This is a genomic window from Enterobacter sp. E12 (genome assembly GCF_014596715.2).
Classification (GTDB): Bacteria; Pseudomonadota; Gammaproteobacteria; order Enterobacterales; family Enterobacteriaceae; genus Enterobacter; species Enterobacter bugandensis.
Map to the genome: position 1 here is coordinate 421,973 of NZ_CP115601.1, position 19,828 is coordinate 441,800.

Annotated in this window: 17 protein-coding genes; 15 read left to right on the forward strand and 2 right to left on the reverse strand. The window is 56.9% G+C overall.

The genetic code is table 11. The features are described from left to right. Nucleotides 1-223: 223 nt before the first annotated feature. The gene (gene queG / locus IB212_RS02055; protein WP_028015248.1) at nt 224-1,363 is read right to left on the reverse strand and encodes a tRNA epoxyqueuosine(34) reductase QueG; all 1,140 of its coding nucleotides are present in this window, start codon (nt 1,361-1,363) and stop codon (nt 224-226) included. Here queG and nnr point away from each other — a divergent pair. The 15 genes from nnr to IB212_RS02130 all read left to right on the forward strand — a co-directional run bounded on the left by nnr (nt 1,362) and on the right by IB212_RS02130 (nt 18,417). Then, the gene (gene nnr / locus IB212_RS02060; protein ID WP_041911491.1) at nt 1,362-2,885 is read left to right on the forward strand and encodes a bifunctional ADP-dependent NAD(P)H-hydrate dehydratase/NAD(P)H-hydrate epimerase; all 1,524 of its coding nucleotides are present in this window, start codon (nt 1,362-1,364) and stop codon (nt 2,883-2,885) included. The genes queG and nnr overlap by 2 nt on opposite strands. Then, nucleotides 2,878-3,339: a tRNA (adenosine(37)-N6)-threonylcarbamoyltransferase complex ATPase subunit type 1 TsaE gene (tsaE, locus tag IB212_RS02065; RefSeq protein ID WP_028015250.1), complete on the forward strand. Its 462-nt coding sequence runs from the start codon at nt 2,878-2,880 to the stop codon at nt 3,337-3,339. Before nnr ends, tsaE begins: the two co-directional genes overlap by 8 nt. Before the next feature lie 16 nt (nt 3,340-3,355). Further along, nucleotides 3,356-4,690: an N-acetylmuramoyl-L-alanine amidase AmiB gene (gene amiB / locus IB212_RS02070; RefSeq protein WP_188246115.1), complete on the forward strand. Its 1,335-nt coding sequence runs from the start codon at nt 3,356-3,358 to the stop codon at nt 4,688-4,690. 9 nt (nt 4,691-4,699) lie between these two features. Further along, nucleotides 4,700-6,544 (forward strand): DNA mismatch repair endonuclease MutL, encoded by a 1,845-nt coding sequence (gene mutL, locus IB212_RS02075; RefSeq protein WP_041911489.1) that lies wholly within the window; start codon nt 4,700-4,702, stop codon nt 6,542-6,544. Continuing rightward, complete coding sequence (gene miaA / locus IB212_RS02080) at nt 6,537-7,487, forward strand: tRNA (adenosine(37)-N6)-dimethylallyltransferase MiaA (protein ID WP_041911488.1); 951 nt, start codon at nt 6,537-6,539, stop codon at nt 7,485-7,487. Before mutL ends, miaA begins: the two co-directional genes overlap by 8 nt. 85 nt (nt 7,488-7,572) lie before the next feature. Then, a complete protein-coding gene (gene hfq, locus IB212_RS02085) occupies nt 7,573-7,884 on the forward strand; it encodes an RNA chaperone Hfq (protein ID WP_013095287.1) in 312 nt (103 codons plus the stop codon). A 73-nt stretch (nt 7,885-7,957) separates the two neighbouring features. After that, on the forward strand, nt 7,958-9,238 hold the full coding sequence (gene hflX, locus IB212_RS02090; RefSeq protein ID WP_023331851.1) for a ribosome rescue GTPase HflX: 1,281 nt from the start codon (nt 7,958-7,960) through the stop codon (nt 9,236-9,238). A gap of 56 nt (nt 9,239-9,294) precedes the next feature. Further along, entirely contained in the window at nt 9,295-10,554 is a 1,260-nt protein-coding gene (gene hflK / locus IB212_RS02095; protein WP_028015254.1) for an FtsH protease activity modulator HflK, read from the forward strand. Between the two features lie 2 nt (nt 10,555-10,556). Continuing rightward, the gene (hflC, locus tag IB212_RS02100) at nt 10,557-11,561 is read left to right on the forward strand and encodes a protease modulator HflC (protein ID WP_028015255.1); all 1,005 of its coding nucleotides are present in this window, start codon (nt 10,557-10,559) and stop codon (nt 11,559-11,561) included. 71 nt (nt 11,562-11,632) lie between these two features. After that, nucleotides 11,633-11,830, forward strand: a complete 198-nt coding sequence (locus tag IB212_RS02105; protein ID WP_003855996.1) for a DUF2065 domain-containing protein — start codon at nt 11,633-11,635, stop codon at nt 11,828-11,830. A gap of 104 nt (nt 11,831-11,934) precedes the next feature. Further along, the gene (locus tag IB212_RS02110; protein ID WP_006178975.1) at nt 11,935-13,233 is read left to right on the forward strand and encodes an adenylosuccinate synthase; all 1,299 of its coding nucleotides are present in this window, start codon (nt 11,935-11,937) and stop codon (nt 13,231-13,233) included. A gap of 192 nt (nt 13,234-13,425) precedes the next feature. Beyond that, nucleotides 13,426-13,851 carry a nitric oxide-sensing transcriptional repressor NsrR gene (gene nsrR, locus IB212_RS02115; protein WP_028015256.1) on the forward strand — a complete coding sequence of 142 codons (426 nt, stop codon included), beginning with the start codon at nt 13,426-13,428 and terminating at the stop codon, nt 13,849-13,851. A 38-nt stretch (nt 13,852-13,889) separates the two neighbouring features. Continuing rightward, complete coding sequence (gene rnr / locus IB212_RS02120; RefSeq protein ID WP_188246114.1) at nt 13,890-16,331, forward strand: ribonuclease R; 2,442 nt, start codon at nt 13,890-13,892, stop codon at nt 16,329-16,331. Nucleotides 16,332-16,396: 65 nt separating this feature from the next. Beyond that, a complete protein-coding gene (gene rlmB / locus IB212_RS02125) occupies nt 16,397-17,131 on the forward strand; it encodes a 23S rRNA (guanosine(2251)-2'-O)-methyltransferase RlmB (RefSeq protein ID WP_041911487.1) in 735 nt (244 codons plus the stop codon). Between the two features lie 131 nt (nt 17,132-17,262). Further along, nucleotides 17,263-18,417 carry an IS481 family transposase gene (locus IB212_RS02130; protein WP_081753002.1) on the forward strand — a complete coding sequence of 385 codons (1,155 nt, stop codon included), beginning with the start codon at nt 17,263-17,265 and terminating at the stop codon, nt 18,415-18,417. Between the two features lie 94 nt (nt 18,418-18,511). Here IB212_RS02130 and IB212_RS02135 read toward each other — a convergent pair whose 3' ends face one another. Beyond that, entirely contained in the window at nt 18,512-19,786 is a 1,275-nt protein-coding gene (locus IB212_RS02135; protein ID WP_041911486.1) for an MFS transporter, read from the reverse strand. Nucleotides 19,787-19,828 lie beyond the last annotated feature (42 nt).

Sequence of the window (19,828 nt, forward strand, 5' to 3'; positions counted from 1 at the left end):
GACGTTTTCTATTGCATCTGAAATACTCTTGTAAACAGAGTTATCCACAGAATTCGCGCTTTACCCAAACCGTACAGAAAGTTAGCAGGGTGAATAATATCTTCCCAAGCCACTGTATTAATTGGATAAAATTTCATTTCAAAATGTTATTGAGATCACTTGACCTCTTCTCAAGTCCAGATGGCGCTTGAGTTTTTATTTTTATTCACAGGCTGTGAATATATCACGCATCCCGCGTAAGCCCTTTTTCAATCACCCTAACCAGCCGCTGTTTCTTAGGAAGCTGCACCTCGACCACGCAGGCATTTCGCTTCTCGATTTGCTGCGCAATCGCCCATTCTATGTGTTCATCAAGAAGTGGGTGCTCACCTCTACGGCTTTCGAGCGCCTGAATATTCGCTTCATCCCACGGGGCATTGCCCAGCGCGACGGCCACGTTTCGCAGCCAGCGCAGGTGGCCGATACGCCGAATAGCGGAACCTTCCGTCACCTTCAGAAACCAGGCTTCGGTCCAGGCGAACAGCTCAATAAGCTGTGGCGCATGCAGCGCTTTACGCGGGCTGAAGTCCTCTTCGTCCGTCAGCTGTGAATAGCGGTTCCACGGGCAAATCAACTGACAGTCGTCGCAGCCGTAGATCCGGTTGCCGATAAGCGGTCGGAATTCTTCCGGGATCGCCCCTTCAAGCTCTATCGTGAGATAGGAGATACAGCGGCGGGCATCAACGGTGTAAGGCTCAACGATGGCGCCCGTCGGGCAGATGGTCATGCAGGCCACGCAGCGGCCACAGCCTTCCTCCACCGGGCCATCTACAGGCAGGGGTAAATCTATCAGCAGCTCACCGAGGAAGAAGAACGATCCGGCGTCGCGGCTCAGGATAAGTGAGTGCTTACCTGTCCAGCCAAGTCCGGCTTTTTCGGCGATCGGGCGCTCAAGAACAGGCGCGGAATCAACAAAGGGTCTAAAATTCAGCGAATCACAGTGCTGCTGAATGGTTTCCCCGAGTTTTTTTAAGCGGTTACGCAGAAGCTTATGGTAATCACGCCCCAGAGCGTACCGGCTGACGTAACCCAGGGAGGGATTTTTTAGCGTGCGCGCAAAGGCCGCGTTGGCAGGCAGGTAGTTCATGCGCACGCTGATGACGCGTAGTGTACCCGGTAAAAGTTCATGTGGACGGGCGCGCATCATGCCGTGACGCGCCATCCACTCCATTTCGCCGTGGTATTGTTTGTCCAGCCAGGCCTGCAGTTTTGGCTCGCTGGCAGAGAGGTCGGTATCGGTAATGCCTACCTTCTGGAAGCCAAGCTCAGCACCCCACTGTTTTATTTTTTGCGCTAATTCATTGAGATCGAGGGGCTGTGACATGACGGACCATACGGTGAAGAAAAACCCCGCAAGTATACCACATTCCATCTGGCATGCGGATGACCTCCGGCGCGCCGAAAAAGAGGCCGCAGACAGTCTCGGCATTACCCTTTATGAACTGATGCAGCGCGCGGGAGAGGCGGCGTTTAACGTTGCCCGCAGCGCGTACCCGCAGTCCACTCACTGGCTGATTTTGTGCGGGCACGGCAATAACGGCGGCGACGGCTACGTCGTTGCGCGTCTTGCCGTTGCAGCCGGTCTCCGCGTTACCCTGCTGGCGCTGGAGAGTGATAAGCCCCTGCCGGAAGAGGCCTGCGCGGCGCGGGAGGCATGGCTGAACGCAGGCGGCGTGATTCATGCTCCTGATATCGTCTGGCCGGAAGATGTTGATCTGATTGTTGATGGTCTGCTGGGGACCGGGCTACGCAGCGCGCCTCGCGAAAACATTGCCGCGCTTATTGAACACGCTAACGGGTACTCTGCGCCGGTCGTCGCGTTGGATATTCCGTCGGGCCTGATCGCGCAGACCGGCGCGACGCCTGGCGCCGTTATTCAGGCTGCGCACACCGTGACCTTTATCGCTCTGAAGCCGGGCCTGTTAACCGGAAAAGCGCGGGATGTGGTCGGCGTATTGCACCATAACGCGCTGGGGCTGGAGAGCTGGCTCGTTGGACAGGAAACGCTCCTGTCGCGCTTTGATTCCTCGCAGCTAAAAGAGTGGCTTCCGCCGCGCCGCCCAACGTCTCACAAGGGCGACAACGGCAGGCTGGTGATTATTGGTGGCGATCGCGGTACGGCAGGCGCGGTTCGCATGACCGGTGAGGCGGCACTTCGCAGCGGTGCCGGGTTAGTGCGAGTACTCACTCGCATTGAAAATATTGCGCCAATCATCACAGCCCGACCGGAACTGATGGTCCATGAGCTTACGCCCCAGACGCTGGAAGAAAGCCTCGAATGGGCGGATGTGGTGGTTATTGGTCCCGGGCTTGGGCAACAGACATGGGGTAAACAGGCCCTGCAAAAGGTCGAGAATTTTCGTAAACCGATGCTGTGGGATGCCGACGCGCTTAACCTTCTGGCAATAAATCCGGATAAGCGTCACAATCGCATTCTGACGCCACACCCCGGCGAAGCCGCACGCCTGCTTAACTGCAGCGTGGCAGAAATTGAAAGCGATCGCTTACTTTCTGCTCAGCGTCTGGTAAAACGTTACGGAGGTGTTGCCGTTTTGAAAGGGGCAGGCACCGTTGTCGCCAGTGACGAGACGCAGGGCATTATTGATGCCGGAAATGCGGGCATGGCGAGCGGCGGTATGGGCGATGTGCTTTCAGGCATTATCGGCGCATTGCTTGGACAGAAACTTCCCCTTTATGATGCAGCCTGTGCGGGCTGCGTGGCCCACGGCGCGGCAGCTGACAGGCTTGCTGAGCGGGAGGGGACACGCGGTATGCTGGCCACCGATCTCTTTTGCACGCTGCGGCGTGTTGTTAACCCGGATGTGATTGACGTAGAAAATGACTAATCGAGCGATTCCTTTACCTGATGAACAAGCCACTTTAGATCTCGGCAAGCGCGTGGCGCAGGCCTGTCAGGGGGCAACCGTCATTTATCTGTATGGCGATTTAGGTGCGGGTAAAACCACCTTCAGCCGGGGTTTTTTGCAGGCGTTAGGGCATAACGGGAACGTGAAAAGCCCTACCTACACGCTGGTCGAGCCGTACACCCTCGACAATCTTATGGTGTACCACTTTGATTTATACCGCCTTGCGGATCCTGAGGAGCTGGAATTTATGGGGATCCGTGATTATTTTGCCAACGACGCCATCTGCCTGGTGGAGTGGCCGCAACAAGGTGCGGGTGTGCTGCCTGACCCGGATGTCGAAATTCACTTAGATTACCAGGCTCAAGGGCGTGAGGCTCGCATCAGTGCGGTTTCCTCATCAGGGTGTTCCTTACTGGCGCGTCTCGCCGGTTAAGAGTAGGGATGACGGGATGATTAGTCGCGTTAAAGGTTGGGTGTTGGCTGCGACGGTGCTGCTGTGCGCGCAGGCCGGGGCGGCAAGCCTTTCGGATATTCAGGTGTCAAACGGCGAAAGCCAGGCCCGGATTACGTTCAGCTTTAAGGGCGACCCTGAATACGCGTTTTCACAGCCAGACAGCCACAGCGTGGCGCTGGATATCAAACAGACAGGCGTGATCCAGGGGTTACCGCTGCGGTTCAGCGGTAACAACCTGGTGAAAAGTATCCGCTCGGGTACCCCTCAGGACAGCCAGTCGCTGCGCCTGGTGGTCGATCTGACCGAAAAGGGCAAAACGAAGGCGGTGAAGCAGCAAAACGGGGCGAACTATACGGTGGTCTTCACCATCAATGCCGATGTTCCGCCGCCTCCGCCGCCACCGGTTGTCGCGAAACGCGTGGAAGAGCCGGTGTATACGCCTCGCCCATCGGAACCTGCGCGTAATCCGTTTAAATCGCAGAACGATCGCATCACCGCGGCAACCAGCAGTAACACGGTAACGCGTCCGGCGGTCAGCGCACGGCGTACGGTCAGCGGTGACAAAGTGATAATCGCCATTGATGCCGGGCACGGTGGACAGGATCCTGGAGCGATTGGCCCGGGCGGCACGCGAGAGAAAAATGTCACTATTGCGGTGGCCCGCAAGCTGCGGACGCTGTTAAACGATGATCCGATGTTTAAAGGCGTACTAACCCGCGACGGCGACTATTTTATCTCTGTGATGGGCCGCTCAGACGTGGCGCGTAAGCAAAACGCCAATTTCCTGGTCTCCATTCACGCGGATGCCGCGCCGAACCGTAACGCGACGGGCGCCTCGGTATGGGTTCTGTCGAACCGCCGGGCAAACAGCGAAATGGCCAACTGGCTGGAAGAGCATGAGAAACAGTCTGAACTGTTAGGCGGCGCGGGTGATGTGCTGGCAAACAGCCAGTCTGACCCATACCTCAGCCAGGCGGTGCTGGATTTACAGTTCGGTCATTCTCAGCGCGTCGGGTATGATGTCGCCACTAACGTATTGAACCAGTTGCAGGGCATCGGGGCATTGCATAAGCGCCGCCCTGAACATGCGAGCCTGGGCGTTCTGCGCTCGCCGGATATTCCGTCAATTCTGGTAGAGACGGGCTTTATCAGCAATAACAGTGAAGAGCGCCTGCTGGGCAGCGACAGCTATCAGCAGCAAATTGCCGAAGCGATTTATAACGGTTTACGTAAATATTTTGAGGCGCATCCTCTGCAGTCCGCGCCGCAGGGCGGAGCAGCCCAGACGGCCAGCGCCGCGCAGCCGGGTGGGTTGACCGCCACAAATTAAGGAGAATTCATGCCGATTCAGGTTCTGCCGCCGCAGCTCGCGAACCAAATCGCCGCCGGTGAGGTGGTGGAACGCCCTGCGTCGGTGGTGAAGGAGCTGGTTGAAAATAGCCTCGATGCGGGCGCCACCCGCATTGATATTGATATCGAACGCGGCGGCGCAAAGCTTATCCGCATTCGCGACAACGGCTGGGGCATCAAAAAAGAGGAGCTGGCGCTGGCGCTGGCGCGTCATGCCACCAGTAAAATTGCCTCTCTGGATGACCTGGAAGCGATTATCAGCCTCGGTTTTCGCGGCGAAGCGCTGGCCAGTATCAGCTCGGTTTCTCGTTTAACGCTGATCTCCCGCACCGCTGAACAGCAGGAAGCCTGGCAGGCCTACGCTGAAGGGCGGGATATGGACGTCACGGTCAAACCCGCGGCGCACCCTGTCGGTACTACGCTGGAAGTTCTGGACCTGTTCTACAATACTCCCGCCCGCCGCAAGTTTATGCGTACCGAAAAAACCGAGTTCGGCCATATCGACGAGATCATCCGCCGAATTGCGCTCGCCCGTTTCGACGTCACCATCAACCTCAGCCATAACGGCAAGGTGATGCGCCAGTACCGCGCGGTGGCTGAAGGTGGTCAGAAAGAGCGACGGTTAGGCGCTATCTGCGGGACGCCGTTCCTGGAGCAGGCGTTGGCTATCGAGTGGCAGCACGGCGATCTGGCTTTACGCGGCTGGGTGGCCGATCCGAACGCCAGTAGCGCGGCGTATTCTGAAATTCAGTATTGCTACGTGAATGGCCGCATGATGCGCGACCGCCTCATTAATCACGCCATTCGCCAGGCCTGCGAAGACAAGCTCGGGGCCGATCAGCAACCGGCCTTTGTGCTTTATCTGGAGATCGACCCGCATCAGGTGGATGTCAACGTCCATCCTGCCAAGCATGAAGTACGGTTCCATCAGTCGCGTCTGGTGCATGATTTTATCTACCAGGGCGTGCTGAGCGTGCTGCAACAGCAGCTTGAACCCACGCTGCCGCTGGAAAAAGAAGACTCCGCACCGCGCCCAATTCCTGAAAACCGTGTCGCGGCGGGCCGCAACCATTTTGCGGAGCCTGCCGTTGCGCGTGAACCGGAAGCGCCGCGCTTTTCCTCCGCAGGGGCCGCACCGCGTCCAACGGGCGCCAACTACCCGAATGCCCAGCCCGGCTATCAAAAGCAGCAGGGCGCGTTGTACCGCAAACTGCTGGAGACGCCAGCCGTAGAGCGTAAAGAACCCATTCCGACACCTCAGTCTTCTCTGGACGGCCATAGCCAGAGTTTTGGCCGGGTGCTGACGATTATCGCGCCGGATATGGCACTGCTGGAACGTGACGGGAAATTGATGCTTCTGGCACTGCCGGTTGCCGAACGCTGGCTTAAACAGGTGCAGCTCACGCCGGGCGAAAATGCCGCCTGTGCGCAGCCGTTATTGATCCCGGTTCGCCTGAAAATATCCGCTGAAGAAACAAGGGTATTGCAGCGTGCAGAGGCCCAGCTGGCGCAAATGGGCATTGAAATTGTGCTCGAACCACAACATGTGACAATTCGCGCAGTGCCTTTACCCTTACGCCAACAAAATTTACAAAACTTGATTCCTGAACTGATAGGCTACCTGGCGCAGCAAACATCGTTGGAGGCTGCCAACACCGCGCAGTGGATCGCCCGTCATCTGGCCAGCGAACATTCACCGTGGAGTATGGCGCAGGCGATTACCGTGCTGGCGGAGGTGGAACGCCTCTGCCCACAGCTGGTGAAAGCGCCGCCGGGTGGGTTATTACAACCTGTTGATTTAAAAACGGCGATGACCGCCCTGAAACATGACTGACGTAAGCAAGGCGAGCCTGCCAAAGGCAATTTTTTTAATGGGCCCAACGGCCTCTGGCAAAACAGCGTTAGCCATTGAGTTACGTAAAGTTTTGCCTGTAGAGTTGATTAGCGTTGATTCCGCCCTCATCTATCGAGGGATGGACATCGGCACGGCGAAGCCCGGCGCAGACGAACTGCGTGCGGCACCGCACCGTTTGCTGGATATTCTCGATCCGGCAGAGGCTTACTCCGCAGCGGATTTCCGCCGGGATGCCTTAGCTGAGATGGCCGAGATCACCGCCACGGGGCGTATACCGCTGTTGGTTGGCGGAACCATGCTCTACTTCAAGGCGCTGCTCGAAGGTTTGTCACCCTTACCTTCTGCAGATCCTGAAATCAGAGCAAAGATTGAGCAGCAGGCGGCAGAGCAGGGGTGGGACGCATTGCATAAGCAACTGGCAGAGATTGACCCGGTTGCGGCGGCGCGAATCCATCCAAACGATCCGCAAAGGCTTTCCCGGGCACTGGAAGTTTTTTTCATTTCGGGTAAAACTTTAACGGAACTGACGCAAACGTCAGGAGACGCTCTGCCGTATCAGGTGCATCAGTTCGCCATCGCCCCGGCGAGCCGTGAACTGCTCCATCAACGAATTGAGCAGCGTTTTCATCAGATGTTGGCTTCAGATTTTGAAGCAGAAGTGCGGGCGCTATTTGCCCGTGGAGATTTGCATACGGATATGCCTTCCGTTCGTTGTGTGGGATACCGCCAGATGTGGTCGTATCTTGAAGGTGAGATTTCATACGATGAAATGGTTTATCGAGGTGTTTGCGCCACGAGACAGTTAGCGAAGCGCCAGATCACCTGGTTGCGCGGTTGGGAGGGGGTTCACTGGTTAGACAGTGAAAAACCGCAACAGGCGTTAAACGATGTGATTGAGGTTGTTGGTGATATCGCCCACTGAATGTGTACAATTGAGACGTATCGTGCGCAATTTTTCAGAATCGCAAGGTTCTAAGTACAAAACAAGCATATAAGGAAAAGATAGAATGGCTAAGGGGCAATCTTTACAAGATCCGTTCCTGAACGCATTGCGTCGGGAACGTGTTCCAGTTTCTATTTATTTGGTGAATGGTATTAAGCTGCAAGGTCAGATTGAGTCTTTCGATCAGTTCGTGATCCTGTTGAAAAACACGGTCAGCCAGATGGTCTACAAGCACGCTATCTCTACTGTTGTTCCGTCCCGTCCGGTCTCTCATCACAGCAATAACGCTGGCGGCGGCACAGGCAGTAACTACCATCATGGCAGCAACGCGCAGGGTTCTTCTGCTCCTGCGCAGGACAGCGACGAGACCGAATAAGGTTTTAGCTGTTATCCACACGGGGAGCCAGGGATCCTGCGTTCCCCGCTGATCTTTTTAGAGAGGTTTACGCTTGTTTGACCGTTATGATGCCGGTGAGCAGGCGGTGCTGGTACACATCTATTTTTCGCAAGACAAAGATATGGAAGACCTCCAGGAGTTTGAATCTCTGGTCTCTTCCGCCGGTGTCGAAGCAATGCAGGTGATTACCGGTAGCCGTAAAGCGCCGCACCCAAAGTATTTTGTTGGTGAAGGTAAAGCAGTAGAAATTGCGGATGCCGTAAAAGCAACCGGCGCGTCAGTCGTGTTGTTTGATCATGCGCTGTCTCCAGCCCAGGAGCGCAACCTGGAAGCTCTCTGCGAGTGCCGTGTTATCGATCGCACGGGATTGATTTTAGATATTTTTGCTCAGCGTGCCCGTACCCATGAGGGGAAACTGCAGGTTGAGCTGGCGCAGTTGCGCCATCTGGCGACGCGTCTGGTGCGTGGCTGGACCCACCTTGAAAGACAAAAAGGCGGGATTGGTTTGCGCGGTCCGGGTGAAACCCAGCTCGAAACCGACCGCCGTTTGCTGCGTGGCCGTATTACCCAGATCCTCTCACGTCTGGAACGTGTCGAGAAACAGCGTGAACAGGGGCGTCGGGCGCGAACCAAAGCCGACATCCCCACGGTGTCGCTGGTGGGCTATACCAACGCCGGTAAATCCACCCTGTTTAACCAGATAACCGAGGCCCAGGTGTATGCCGCAGACCAGCTGTTTGCGACCCTGGACCCGACGCTGCGCCGCATTGACGTTGCTGACGTGGGTGAAACAGTGCTGGCGGATACCGTAGGGTTTATCCGCCATCTGCCGCACGATCTGGTGGCGGCGTTTAAGGCGACGTTGCAGGAGACGCGTCAGGCGACTCTGCTGCTGCACGTGATTGATGCGGCTGACGTACGCGTGCAGGAGAACATCGACGCGGTGAACGTGGTGCTGGAAGAAATTGACGCCCACGAAATTCCCACCCTGTTGGTGATGAATAAGATCGATATGCTGGAGGATTTCGAACCGCGTATCGACCGTGATGAAGAGAACAAACCGATTCGGGTCTGGCTTTCTGCTCAGGCCGGAATCGGTGTGCCACTGCTTTTCCAGGCTTTGACAGAACGTCTTTCCGGTGAGGTAGCTCAGCACACGCTGCGACTGCCGCCACAGGAAGGCAGGCTGCGCAGCCGGTTTTATCAGCTTCAGGCGATAGAAAAAGAGTGGATGGAGGATGACGGCAGCGTGGGGATGCAGGTGCGTATGCCGATCGTTGACTGGCGTCGCCTCTGTAAACAAGAACCTGCGCTGGCGGACTATATCGTCTGATCAGAAAGGGGAAGCCTGAAAAATTCGCCCTTGCATAACAAATATGGAGCATATACATGGCGTGGAATCAGCCCGGTAATAACGGACAAGACCGCGACCCGTGGGGAAGCAGCAATAATCAAGGCGGCAACTCTGGGGGAAATGGCAACAAAGGTGGTCGCGAGCAGGGGCCGCCGGATCTGGATGATATCTTCCGCAAGCTGAGCAAAAAGCTTGGTGGCCTTGGCGGAGGAAAAGGTTCTGGCTCGGGTGGCAGTTCCAGCCAGGGACCGCGCCCGCAATTAGGTGGCCGCCTGGTGGGCATCGTTGCTGCCGGGCTGGTGATCGTCTGGGCAGCCAGCGGGTTCTACACCATTAAAGAAGCAGAACGCGGCGTGGTCACCCGTTTCGGTAAGTTCAGCCACCTGGTTGAGCCGGGCCTGAACTGGAAACCGACCTTCATTGACGATGTGACTGCGGTAAACGTGGAATCCGTCCGTGAACTGGCCGCTTCTGGCGTGATGCTGACCTCGGACGAAAACGTGGTGCGCGTTGAGATGAACGTGCAGTACCGCGTGACCGATCCTGAGCGTTATCTGTTTAGCGTGACCAGCGCCGATGACAGCCTGCGTCAGGCGACCGACAGCGCCCTGCGTGGTGTGATCGGCAAATACACCATGGACCGCATCCTGACCGAAGGTCGTACCGTTATTCGTAGCGATACCCAGCGCGAGCTGGAAGAGACGATTCGTCCGTACAACATGGGTATCACCCTGCTGGACGTCAACTTCCAGGCTGCGCGTCCGCCGGAAGAGGTGAAGGCCGCGTTTGACGATGCGATTGCTGCCCGTGAAAACGAACAGCAGTACATCCGCGAAGCAGAAGCGTACACCAACGAAGTTCAGCCGCGTGCTAACGGCCAGGCGCAGCGTATTCTGGAAGAGGCGCGTGCGTATAAGACCCAGACCATCCTGGAAGCTCAGGGTGAAGTGGCTCGCTTCGCGCGCATCCTGCCGGAATACAAAGCCGCGCCGGAAATTACCCGCGAGCGTCTGTATATCGAGACTATGGAAAAAGTGCTGAGCCACACCCGCAAAGTGCTGGTTAACGACAGCAAAGGCGGAAACCTGATGGTTCTGCCGCTGGATCAGATGCTGAAAGGCGGTTCTGCACCGGCAGCGAAAGACACCAGCGGAGCGAACAACCTCCTGCGTCTGCCGCCAGCCTCATCAGGCAGCTCCAGCGCGAACACAACGCCTTCTTCGAACGATGGTGACATTATGGACCAACGCCGTGCTAACGCGCAGCGTAACGACTACCAGCGTCAGGGGGAATAAGGATGCGTAAGTCAGTTATTGCGATCATCGTCATCGTACTGGTCGTGCTGTATACCTCGATCTTTGTGGTGAAAGAGGGCGAGCGCGGGATCAAGTTCCAGTTCAGCAGCGTCGTGCGTGATGGCGACAAACGTCCGGTGATTTACGAGCCGGGCCTGCACTTCAAGGTGCCGTTCATTCAGTCTGTGAAAACGCTTGATGCGCGTATCCAGACCATGGATAACCAGGCCGACCGTTTCGTGACCAAAGAGAAGAAAGACCTGATCGTTGATTCTTACATCAAATGGCGCATCAGCGATTTCAGCCGTTACTTCCTGGCAACGGGCGGCGGTGACGTGTCTCAGGCAGAAGTGCTGCTGAAACGTAAGTTCTCTGACCGTCTGCGTTCTGAAATTGGTCGTCTTGATGTGAAAGACATCGTGACCGACTCCCGCGGTCGTCTGACCCTGGAAGTGCGCGATGCGCTGAACTCCGGTACAGCGGGCACCGAAGACGAAGTGGCGACGCCAGCAGCGGATGACGCGATTGCTAAAGCGGCCGAACGCGTTCAGGCTGAAACCAACGGTAAAGTGCCGGTGATCAACCCGAACAGTATGGCGGCACTGGGTATCGAAGTGGTTGACGTGCGTATCAAGCAGATCAACCTGCCAGCGGAAGTGTCCGAGGCGATCTACAACCGTATGCGCGCCGAGCGTGAAGCGGTAGCCCGTCGTCACCGTTCACAGGGTCAGGAAGAGGCTGAAAAACTGCGTGCGGCAGCGGACTATGAAGTGACCAAGACGCTGGCGGAATCTGAACGTCAGGGCCGTATCCTGCGCGGTGAAGGCGATGCGGAAGCGGCGAAGCTGTTTGCCGATGCATTCAGCCAGGATCCAGACTTCTACGCCTTTATCCGTAGCCTGCGCGCTTACGAGAATAGCTTTAAGAGCAACCAGGATGTGATGGTGCTCAGCCCGGACAGCGATTTCTTCCGTTATATGAAGACGCCGACCAACGCAACGCGATAAACTCAGGCTCGTTTGAGTATTCAAACCACCGCTCCCAACGGAGCGGTGGTTTTCTTTTATAAGGATGAAAAATGAATTCAACGATCTGGCTCGCGCTGGCCCTGGTTCTGGTGCTGGAAGGTCTCGGCCCGATGCTCTATCCGCGCGCGTGGCGTCGTATGATCGCGACCATGAGCCAGCTACCGGATAATATTTTGCGTCGTTTCGGCGGTGGTCTTGTGGTTGCCGGTATCGTTATCTACTACATGTTGAGGAAAACGATTGGCTGATCAAAAACTAGCCGCAATTGGCGTATTTTAAGGTCAAAAAGTGCTGTATATCTGAAAAAGCGATGGTAGAATCCATTTTTAAGCAAACGGTGATTTTGAAAAAAATGGGTAACAACGTCGTCGTACTGGGCACCCAATGGGGTGACGAAGGTAAAGGGAAGATTGTCGATCTTCTGACTGAACGGGCTAAATATGTTGTACGCTACCAGGGCGGTCACAACGCAGGCCATACTCTCGTAATCAACGGTGAAAAAACCGTCCTCCATCTTATTCCATCAGGCATTCTTCGCGAAAACGTCACCAGCATCATCGGTAACGGCGTTGTGCTGTCTCCTGCTGCGCTGATGAAAGAGATGAAAGGTCTGGAAGACCGTGGTATCCCTGTTCGTGAGCGTCTGCTGCTCTCCGAAGCCTGCCCGCTGATCCTGGACTATCACGTGGCGCTGGACGTGGCGCGTGAAAAAGCGCGTGGCGCGAAAGCGATCGGCACCACCGGTCGTGGTATCGGCCCGGCTTACGAAGATAAAGTTGCACGTCGCGGTCTGCGCGTCGGTGACCTCTTCGACAAAGCGACCTTCGCTGAAAAACTGAAAGAAGTGATGGAATATCACAACTTCCAGCTGGTGAACTTCTACAAAGCTGACGCTGTTGACTACCAGAAAGTGCTGGATGACGTCATGGCGATTGCAGACATTCTGACCGGTATGGTTGTTGATGTGTCCGATCTGCTGGACCAGGCGCGCAAGCGTGGCGATTTCGTCATGTTCGAAGGTGCGCAGGGTACGCTGCTGGACATCGACCACGGTACCTATCCGTACGTTACTTCTTCTAACACCACCGCGGGTGGCGTGGCGACCGGCTCTGGCCTGGGTCCACGTTATGTGGATTACGTTCTGGGTATCATCAAAGCGTACTCTACTCGCGTAGGTGCGGGTCCATTCCCGACCGAACTGTTTGATGAAACCGGCGAGTTCCTGTGCAAGCAGGGTAACGAGTTTGGCGCGACCACCGGTCGTCGTCGTCGTACCGGCTGGCTGGATGCGGTTGCCGTGCGTCGCGCAGTGCAGATCAACTCCCTGTCTGGCTTCTGCCTGACCAAGCTGGACGTACTGGACGGCCTGAAAGAAGTGAAAATCTGCGTAGGCTACCGTATGCCAGATGGCCGCGAAGTGACCACCACTCCGCTGGCTGCTGACGACTGGGAAGGCATTGAGCCAATCTACGAAACTATGCCGGGCTGGTCTGAGACCACCTTTGGTGTGAAAGAGCGTAGCGGCCTGCCGCAGGCTGCGCTGGATTACATCAAGCGCATTGAAGAACTGACCGAAGTGCCGATCGATATTATTTCTACCGGCCCGGATCGTACTGAAACGATGATCCTGCGCGACCCGTTCGACGCATAATCTTCGTGACTGCTGGCCTGCGGGGAGACCCGTAGGCCGGATAAGCGTAGCGCCAACCGGCGACCGCTCCTGGATCTCCGCTTTTTCGCCCCGTCTGTCAAATAAATTAGCCGCTAACTATCTGGCTGGTTTATCATCATTAATGAATATCTCTGCGGTTTGACCGCGTTTTCCCTTTTTCCTGAGGTTGATGTGCAGTTAACAAGTTTCACCGATTACGGCTTACGCGCGCTGATTTACATGGCGTCGTTACCCGAAGGGAAGATGACCAGTATCTCTGAAGTCACAGAGGTATACGGTGTGTCCCGTAATCATATGGTCAAAATAATCAATCAACTTAGCCGTGCCGGATACGTTGCTGCCGTCCGCGGGAAGAATGGAGGGATCCGTCTTGGTAAACCGGCACAGAGTATTCGTATCGGGGATGTGGTACGCGAGCTGGAGCCCTTGTCTCTGGTGAACTGCAGCAGCGCGTTCTGCCACATTACGCCCGCTTGCCGCCTGAAACAGGCGCTTTCTAAGGCCGTGCAAAGTTTTCTCAAGGAACTGGATAACTACACGCTGGCCGATTTGGTTGAAGAGAATCAACCGCTTTATAAATTATTGCTGGTGGAATGAAGAAAATTTCCACCGGAGCTGACAACGGAGGAACCGACATGTCACAAGATCCTTTCCAGGAACGCGAAGCCGAAAAATACGCGAATCCTATCCCCAGCCGCGAGTTCATCATTGAACACTTAACAAAACGCGAAAAACCCGCCAATCGTGAAGAACTTGCCGTTGAATTAAATATTGAAGGTGAAGAGCAGATTGAAGCCCTTCGCCGCCGCCTGCGCGCGATGGAGCGTGACGGGCAACTGGTCTTTACCCGCCGCCAGTGCTACGCGCTGCCGGAACGCCTCGATCTGCTGAAAGGGACCGTCATTGGTCACCGCGATGGCTTTGGCTTCCTGCGCGTGGAAGGCCGTAAGGACGACCTTTACCTCTCATCCGAACAGATGAAAATGTGCATCCACGGCGACCAGATCCTGGCGCAGCCGCTGGGTGCAGACCGTAAAGGCCGCCGCGAAGCACGCGTGGTTCGCGTGCTGGTGCCAAAAACCAGCCAGATTGTGGGCCGCTACTTTACCGATGCGGGCGTAGGCTTCGTGGTGCCGGACGACAGCCGTCTGAGCTTCGATATTCTGATCCCACCTGAAGAGGTGATGGGCGCGCGTATGGGCTTTGTGGTGGTGGTTGAACTCACCCAGCGTCCGACCCGTCGCACCAAAGCGGTGGGTAAAATCGTCGAAGTACTGGGCGATAACATGGGCACCGGCATGGCCGTCGATATGGCGCTGCGTACCCATGAAATTCCGTACGTCTGGCCGAAAGCGGTCGAAGAGCAGATCGAAAACCTGCGCGAAGAAGTACCGGAAGAGTCCAAAGCGGGCCGTGTGGATCTCCGCAGTCTGCCGCTGGTCACCATTGATGGTGAAGACGCCCGCGACTTCGATGATGCCGTGTACTGCGAGAAAAAACGCGGCGGCGGCTGGCGTCTGTGGGTTGCTATCGCTGATGTAAGCTATTACGTTCGTCCGCACACGCCGCTGGATAACGAAGCGCGCAGCCGTGGTACGTCGGTCTACTTCCCGTCGCAGGTGGTACCGATGCTGCCGGAAGTGCTCTCCAACGGCCTGTGCTCCCTGAACCCGCAGGTTGACCGTCTCTGTATGGTATGTGAGATGACCATCTCCACCAAAGGGCGCTTAACGGGCTACAAATTCTACGAAGCGGTAATGAGCTCGCACGCGCGTCTGACCTATACCAAGGTCTGGCATATGCTGCAGGGCGACCAGGACCTTCGCGAGCAGTACGCGCCGCTGGTTAAACACATTGAAGAGCTGCATAACCTCTACAAAACGCTGGAGCAGGCGCGCGAAGAGCGCGGCGGGATCTCCTTTGAGAGCGAAGAAGCGAAGTTTATCTTCAACGCCGAGCGCCGCATTGAGCGTATCGAACAGACCCAGCGTAACGATGCGCACAAGCTGATCGAAGAGTGTATGATTCTGGCGAATATCTCGGCGGCACGCTTCGTTGAGAAAGCCAAAGAACCTGCGCTGTTCCGTATTCACGATAAGCCGACCACGGAAGCCATTACGTCGTTCCGCTCCGTGCTGGCTGAGCTCGGCCTGGAGCTGCCGGGCGGTAACAAGCCTGAGCCGCGCGATTACGCCGAACTGCTGGAATCCATTAGCGACCGTCCTGACGCAGAAATGCTTCAGACGATGCTGCTGCGCTCCATGAAACAGGCGATTTACGATCCGGAAAACCGGGGGCACTTCGGCCTGGCGCTGCAGTCTTACGCGCACTTTACCTCGCCGATCCGCCGTTATCCGGATCTGTCACTGCACCGTGCGATCAAGTATCTGCTGGCGCACGAGCAGGGCCATAAAGGCAACACGACCGAAACCGGCGGCTATCACTACTCCATGGACGAAGTGCTGCAATTGGGTCAGCACTGTTCCATGACCGAGCGCCGTGCGGATGAAGCGACGCGCGACGTGGCGGACTGGCTGAAGTGTGACTTTATGCTGGATCAGGTGGGCAACGTCTTTAAGGGCGTGATTGCCAGCGTGACCGGCTTTGGTTTCTTCGTTCGTCTGGATGAGCTGTTTATCGACGGTCTGGTGCACGTCTCCAGCCTGGATAACGACTACTACCGCTTCGACCAGGTCGGCCAGCGTCTGATTGGCGAATCAGGCGGCCAGACCTACCGTCTGGGCGATCGCGTGGAAGTGAAGGTCGAAGCCGTGAATATGGACGACCGTAAAATCGACTTCAGCCTGATCTCCAGCGAGCGCGCGCCGCGTAACGTCGGTAAAACCGAGCGTGAAAGGGCGAAAAAAGGCGGAAACGGCAAAGCGAGCGGTAAACGTCGCCAGGCGGGCAAAAAGGTAAACTTCGAGCCGGACAGCGCGTTCCGCGGCGAGAAGAAACTGAAGCCAAAGGCGGCGAAGAAAGAGGCTCGCTCAGCGAAAAAGCCTTCCGCGAAGACGCAGAAAATCGCTGCCGCGACAAAAGCGAAGCGCGCAGCCAAGAAAAAGCAGGCGGAGTAATTCTCCCCTCACCCTGACCCTCTCCCCAACCGGGAGAGGGGAAATATTTATTACGAGAACCATCAATGAGTGAAATGATTTACGGCATCCACGCGGTGCAGGCCCTTCTCGAGCGCGCACCGGAGCGTTTTCAGGAAGTGTTTATTCTGAAAGGTCGTGAAGACAAACGTCTGATGCCGCTGATCCACGCGCTGGAAGCGCAGGGCGTGGTGATCCAGCTGGCGAACCGCCAGTTCCTGGATGAGAAAAGCGAAGGCGCGGTGCACCAGGGGATCATTGCCCGCGTGAAGCCGGGCCGTCAGTATCAGGAAAACGATCTGCCGGATCTGATTGCCGCGCTGGAAAACCCGTTTTTCCTGATTCTGGATGGCGTCACCGATCCACATAACCTCGGCGCGTGCCTGCGCAGCGCGGATGCGGCGGGCGTGCACGCGGTGATCGTACCGAAAGATCGCTCTGCCCAACTGAACGCGACGGCGAAGAAAGTGGCCTGCGGCGCGGCGGAAAACGTTCCGCTGATCCGCGTGACCAACCTGGCGCGCACCATGCGTCTGCTGCAGGAAGAGAATATCTGGATCGTCGGTACCGCGGGCGAAGCGGATCATACTCTGTATCAGAGCAAAATGACCGGCCGTCTGGCGCTGGTGATGGGAGCGGAAGGTGAAGGCATGCGTCGTCTGACGCGCGAGCACTGCGACGAGCTGATCAGCATCCCGATGGCGGGCAGCGTGTCGTCTCTGAACGTTTCCGTTGCAACGGGTATCTGCCTGTTTGAAGCGGTGCGCCAGCGCGGAGAATAAACAGCAAGGCCGTCCAAAGGACGGCCTTTAGTGTTTTCTCCCTCTCCCCGTGGGTGTACAGTCCGGGGACATAGTGAACACTTGTTCGGGGACATGGTAGACACTTACAACTAAGGCATAAGAACCCGTCTATGGAGTCGCTTATGCCCTGGGATGCGAGAGATACCATGTCATTACGTACCGAGTTTGTTTTGTTCGCCTCGCAGGACGGGGCGAACATCCGTTCCCTCTGCCGTCGCTTCGGCATTTCACCTGCCACCGGCTACAAGTGGCTTCGTCGCTGGATGGAGGAAGGTGCCTCCGGCCTTCAGGACCGCCCGCGCATACCGCACCATTCCCCGAACCGCTCATCTGACGACATCACCGCCCTGCTGCGCATGGCCCATGAGCGCCATGAACGCTGGGGCGCACGCAAGATTAAGCGCTGGCTCGAAGACCAGGGGCACCGTATGCCCGCCTTCAGCACTGTCCATAGCCTGATGGCCCGTCACGGCCTGCTGCCGGGCGCAACACCGGGCATTCCCGCTACGGGACGGTTCGAACACGACGCGCCGAACCGGCTCTGGCAGATGGATTTTAAGGGCCACTTTCCCTTTGGCGGTGGCCGCTGCCATCCGCTCACCCTGCTGGACGACCACTCCCGTTTTTCCCTGTGCCTGGCGCACTGTACCGATGAACGGCGCGAGACCGTGCAGCAGCAGCTGGTCAGCGTGTTTGAACGCTACGGCCTGCCGGACCGGATGACGATGGACAACGGCTCACCGTGGGGAGACACCACCGGCACCTGGACGGCGCTGGAGCTGTGGCTGATGCGCCACGGTATCCGGGTGGGGCACTCCCGGCCTTATCATCCGCAGACGCAGGGCAAGCTGGAGCGTTTTCACCGCAGCCTGAAGTCGGAAGTGCTGCAGGGAAAATGGTTCGCGGACAGCGGTGAGCTGCAGCGCGCCTTCGACCACTGGCGCACGGTGTACAACCTTGAACGCCCGCACGAGGCGCTGGATATGGCGGTACCGGCCTCGCGGTATCAGCCGTCAGCGCGACAGTACAGCGGCAGCGTAACGCCACCTGAATACGATGAAGGGGTGAAGGTCAGGAAAGTGGATGTCAGCGGAAAGCTGAGCATACAGGGTGTCAGTCTGAGCGCAGGCAAGGCGTTCAGGGGAGAACGGGTCGGGCTGAGGGAGACACAGGATGACGGCTGCTATGAAGTGTGGTGGTACAGCACGAAAGTGGGGGTGATCGACCTGAAGAAAAAGTCGATCACCATGGGTAAAGGATGTTAAAAAGTGTTCACCATGTCCCCGAACACCTGTCTACCATGTCCCCGGACTGTACAGTGGGAGAGGGCCGGGGTGAGGGCACCAGACGGTGACAACCTCACTCCTCTAACGACCGTAAATGGTCATCCTTCCTGAGCGTCATCAGCGCGAAAATACTCACCACCGCCGTTGCCATCACGTAATAGGCCGGAATGTCCAGGTTGCCCGTCTGCTTAATCAGCCCGGTAATGATTAACCCCGCACAGCCCGAAAAAATCGCGTTCGATAACGAATAGGCCAGCCCCAGTCCCGTATAGCGCACGCGCGTCGGGAACATCTCAGACAGCATCGCCGGGCCCGGCCCCGCCAGCATGCCCACCAGACCGCCCGCAATCAGCACCACAATCGCTTTGACCGCCATCGTACTGGACTCCGCCTGCAAAATTTTCAGCAGCGGCAGGGCGAGGATCAGCAGGAGCACGGTGGCGATAATCATCACCGTTCGCCGCCCGATCCTGTCGCTCAGCATTCCCGACGGAATGATGGTGAGCGCAAACCCAATGTTAGAAATCACCGCTATCAGCAGCGCCTGATTAAACCCGGTGTGCAGCGCAGACTGCAGATAGGTCGGCATGATCACGAGGTAGGTATACCCCGCCGCGGACCAGACCATCACGCGGCCAATGCCCATCAGGATGGTTTTGAGCGTGGCGGAAGTACTGGCCTGAGCAATGACCGCTTTTTCCTTCTGTTGCACAAAGCTCGGCGTCTCTTCCATGCTCGCCCGCAGCCACAGCGCGACCGCGCCCATCGGCAGCGCCAGGAAGAAAGGAATGCGCCAGCCCCAGTCGTGCAGGGCTTCAGGCGTGAGGAGGACAGAGAGCAGCGCGACAATACCTGCGCCCGCTAACAGCCCGAGCGCGACGGTAAAGGACTGCCACGCGCCGTACAGACCGCGCTTGCCACGCGGGGCGAACTCCGTCATCAGTGAGACCGCACCGCCGTACTCGCCGCCCGCGAACAGGCCCTGCAGGATGCGCAGCAGCGTAACGATCAGCGGTGCAGCAATGCCGATGCTGGCGTAGACGGGCACGATGCCGATGGCCGTGGTGGCGAGCGTCATTAGCACCAGCACAATAATCAGCGTCGGTTTTCGGCCTATCCTGTCACCAATGCGGCCAAATACCACCGCACCCAGCGGACGGAAGAAGAAGGCAATGGCAAACGAGGCCCAGGTGAGGATCAGACTGGTCAGTCCCGCCTCTCCCTCAAGCTGGAAGAAGTTCTTCGCAATCACGGTCGCCAGAAAACCGTAGACCGCAAACTCATACCACTCGATAAAGTTACCAATGGAGCCTGCAATTAATGCTCGCTTGTGCGCATCCTGTTGCATAACGGTCCTCACAAAGACGGGTTAAGAATAAATTATTCAACA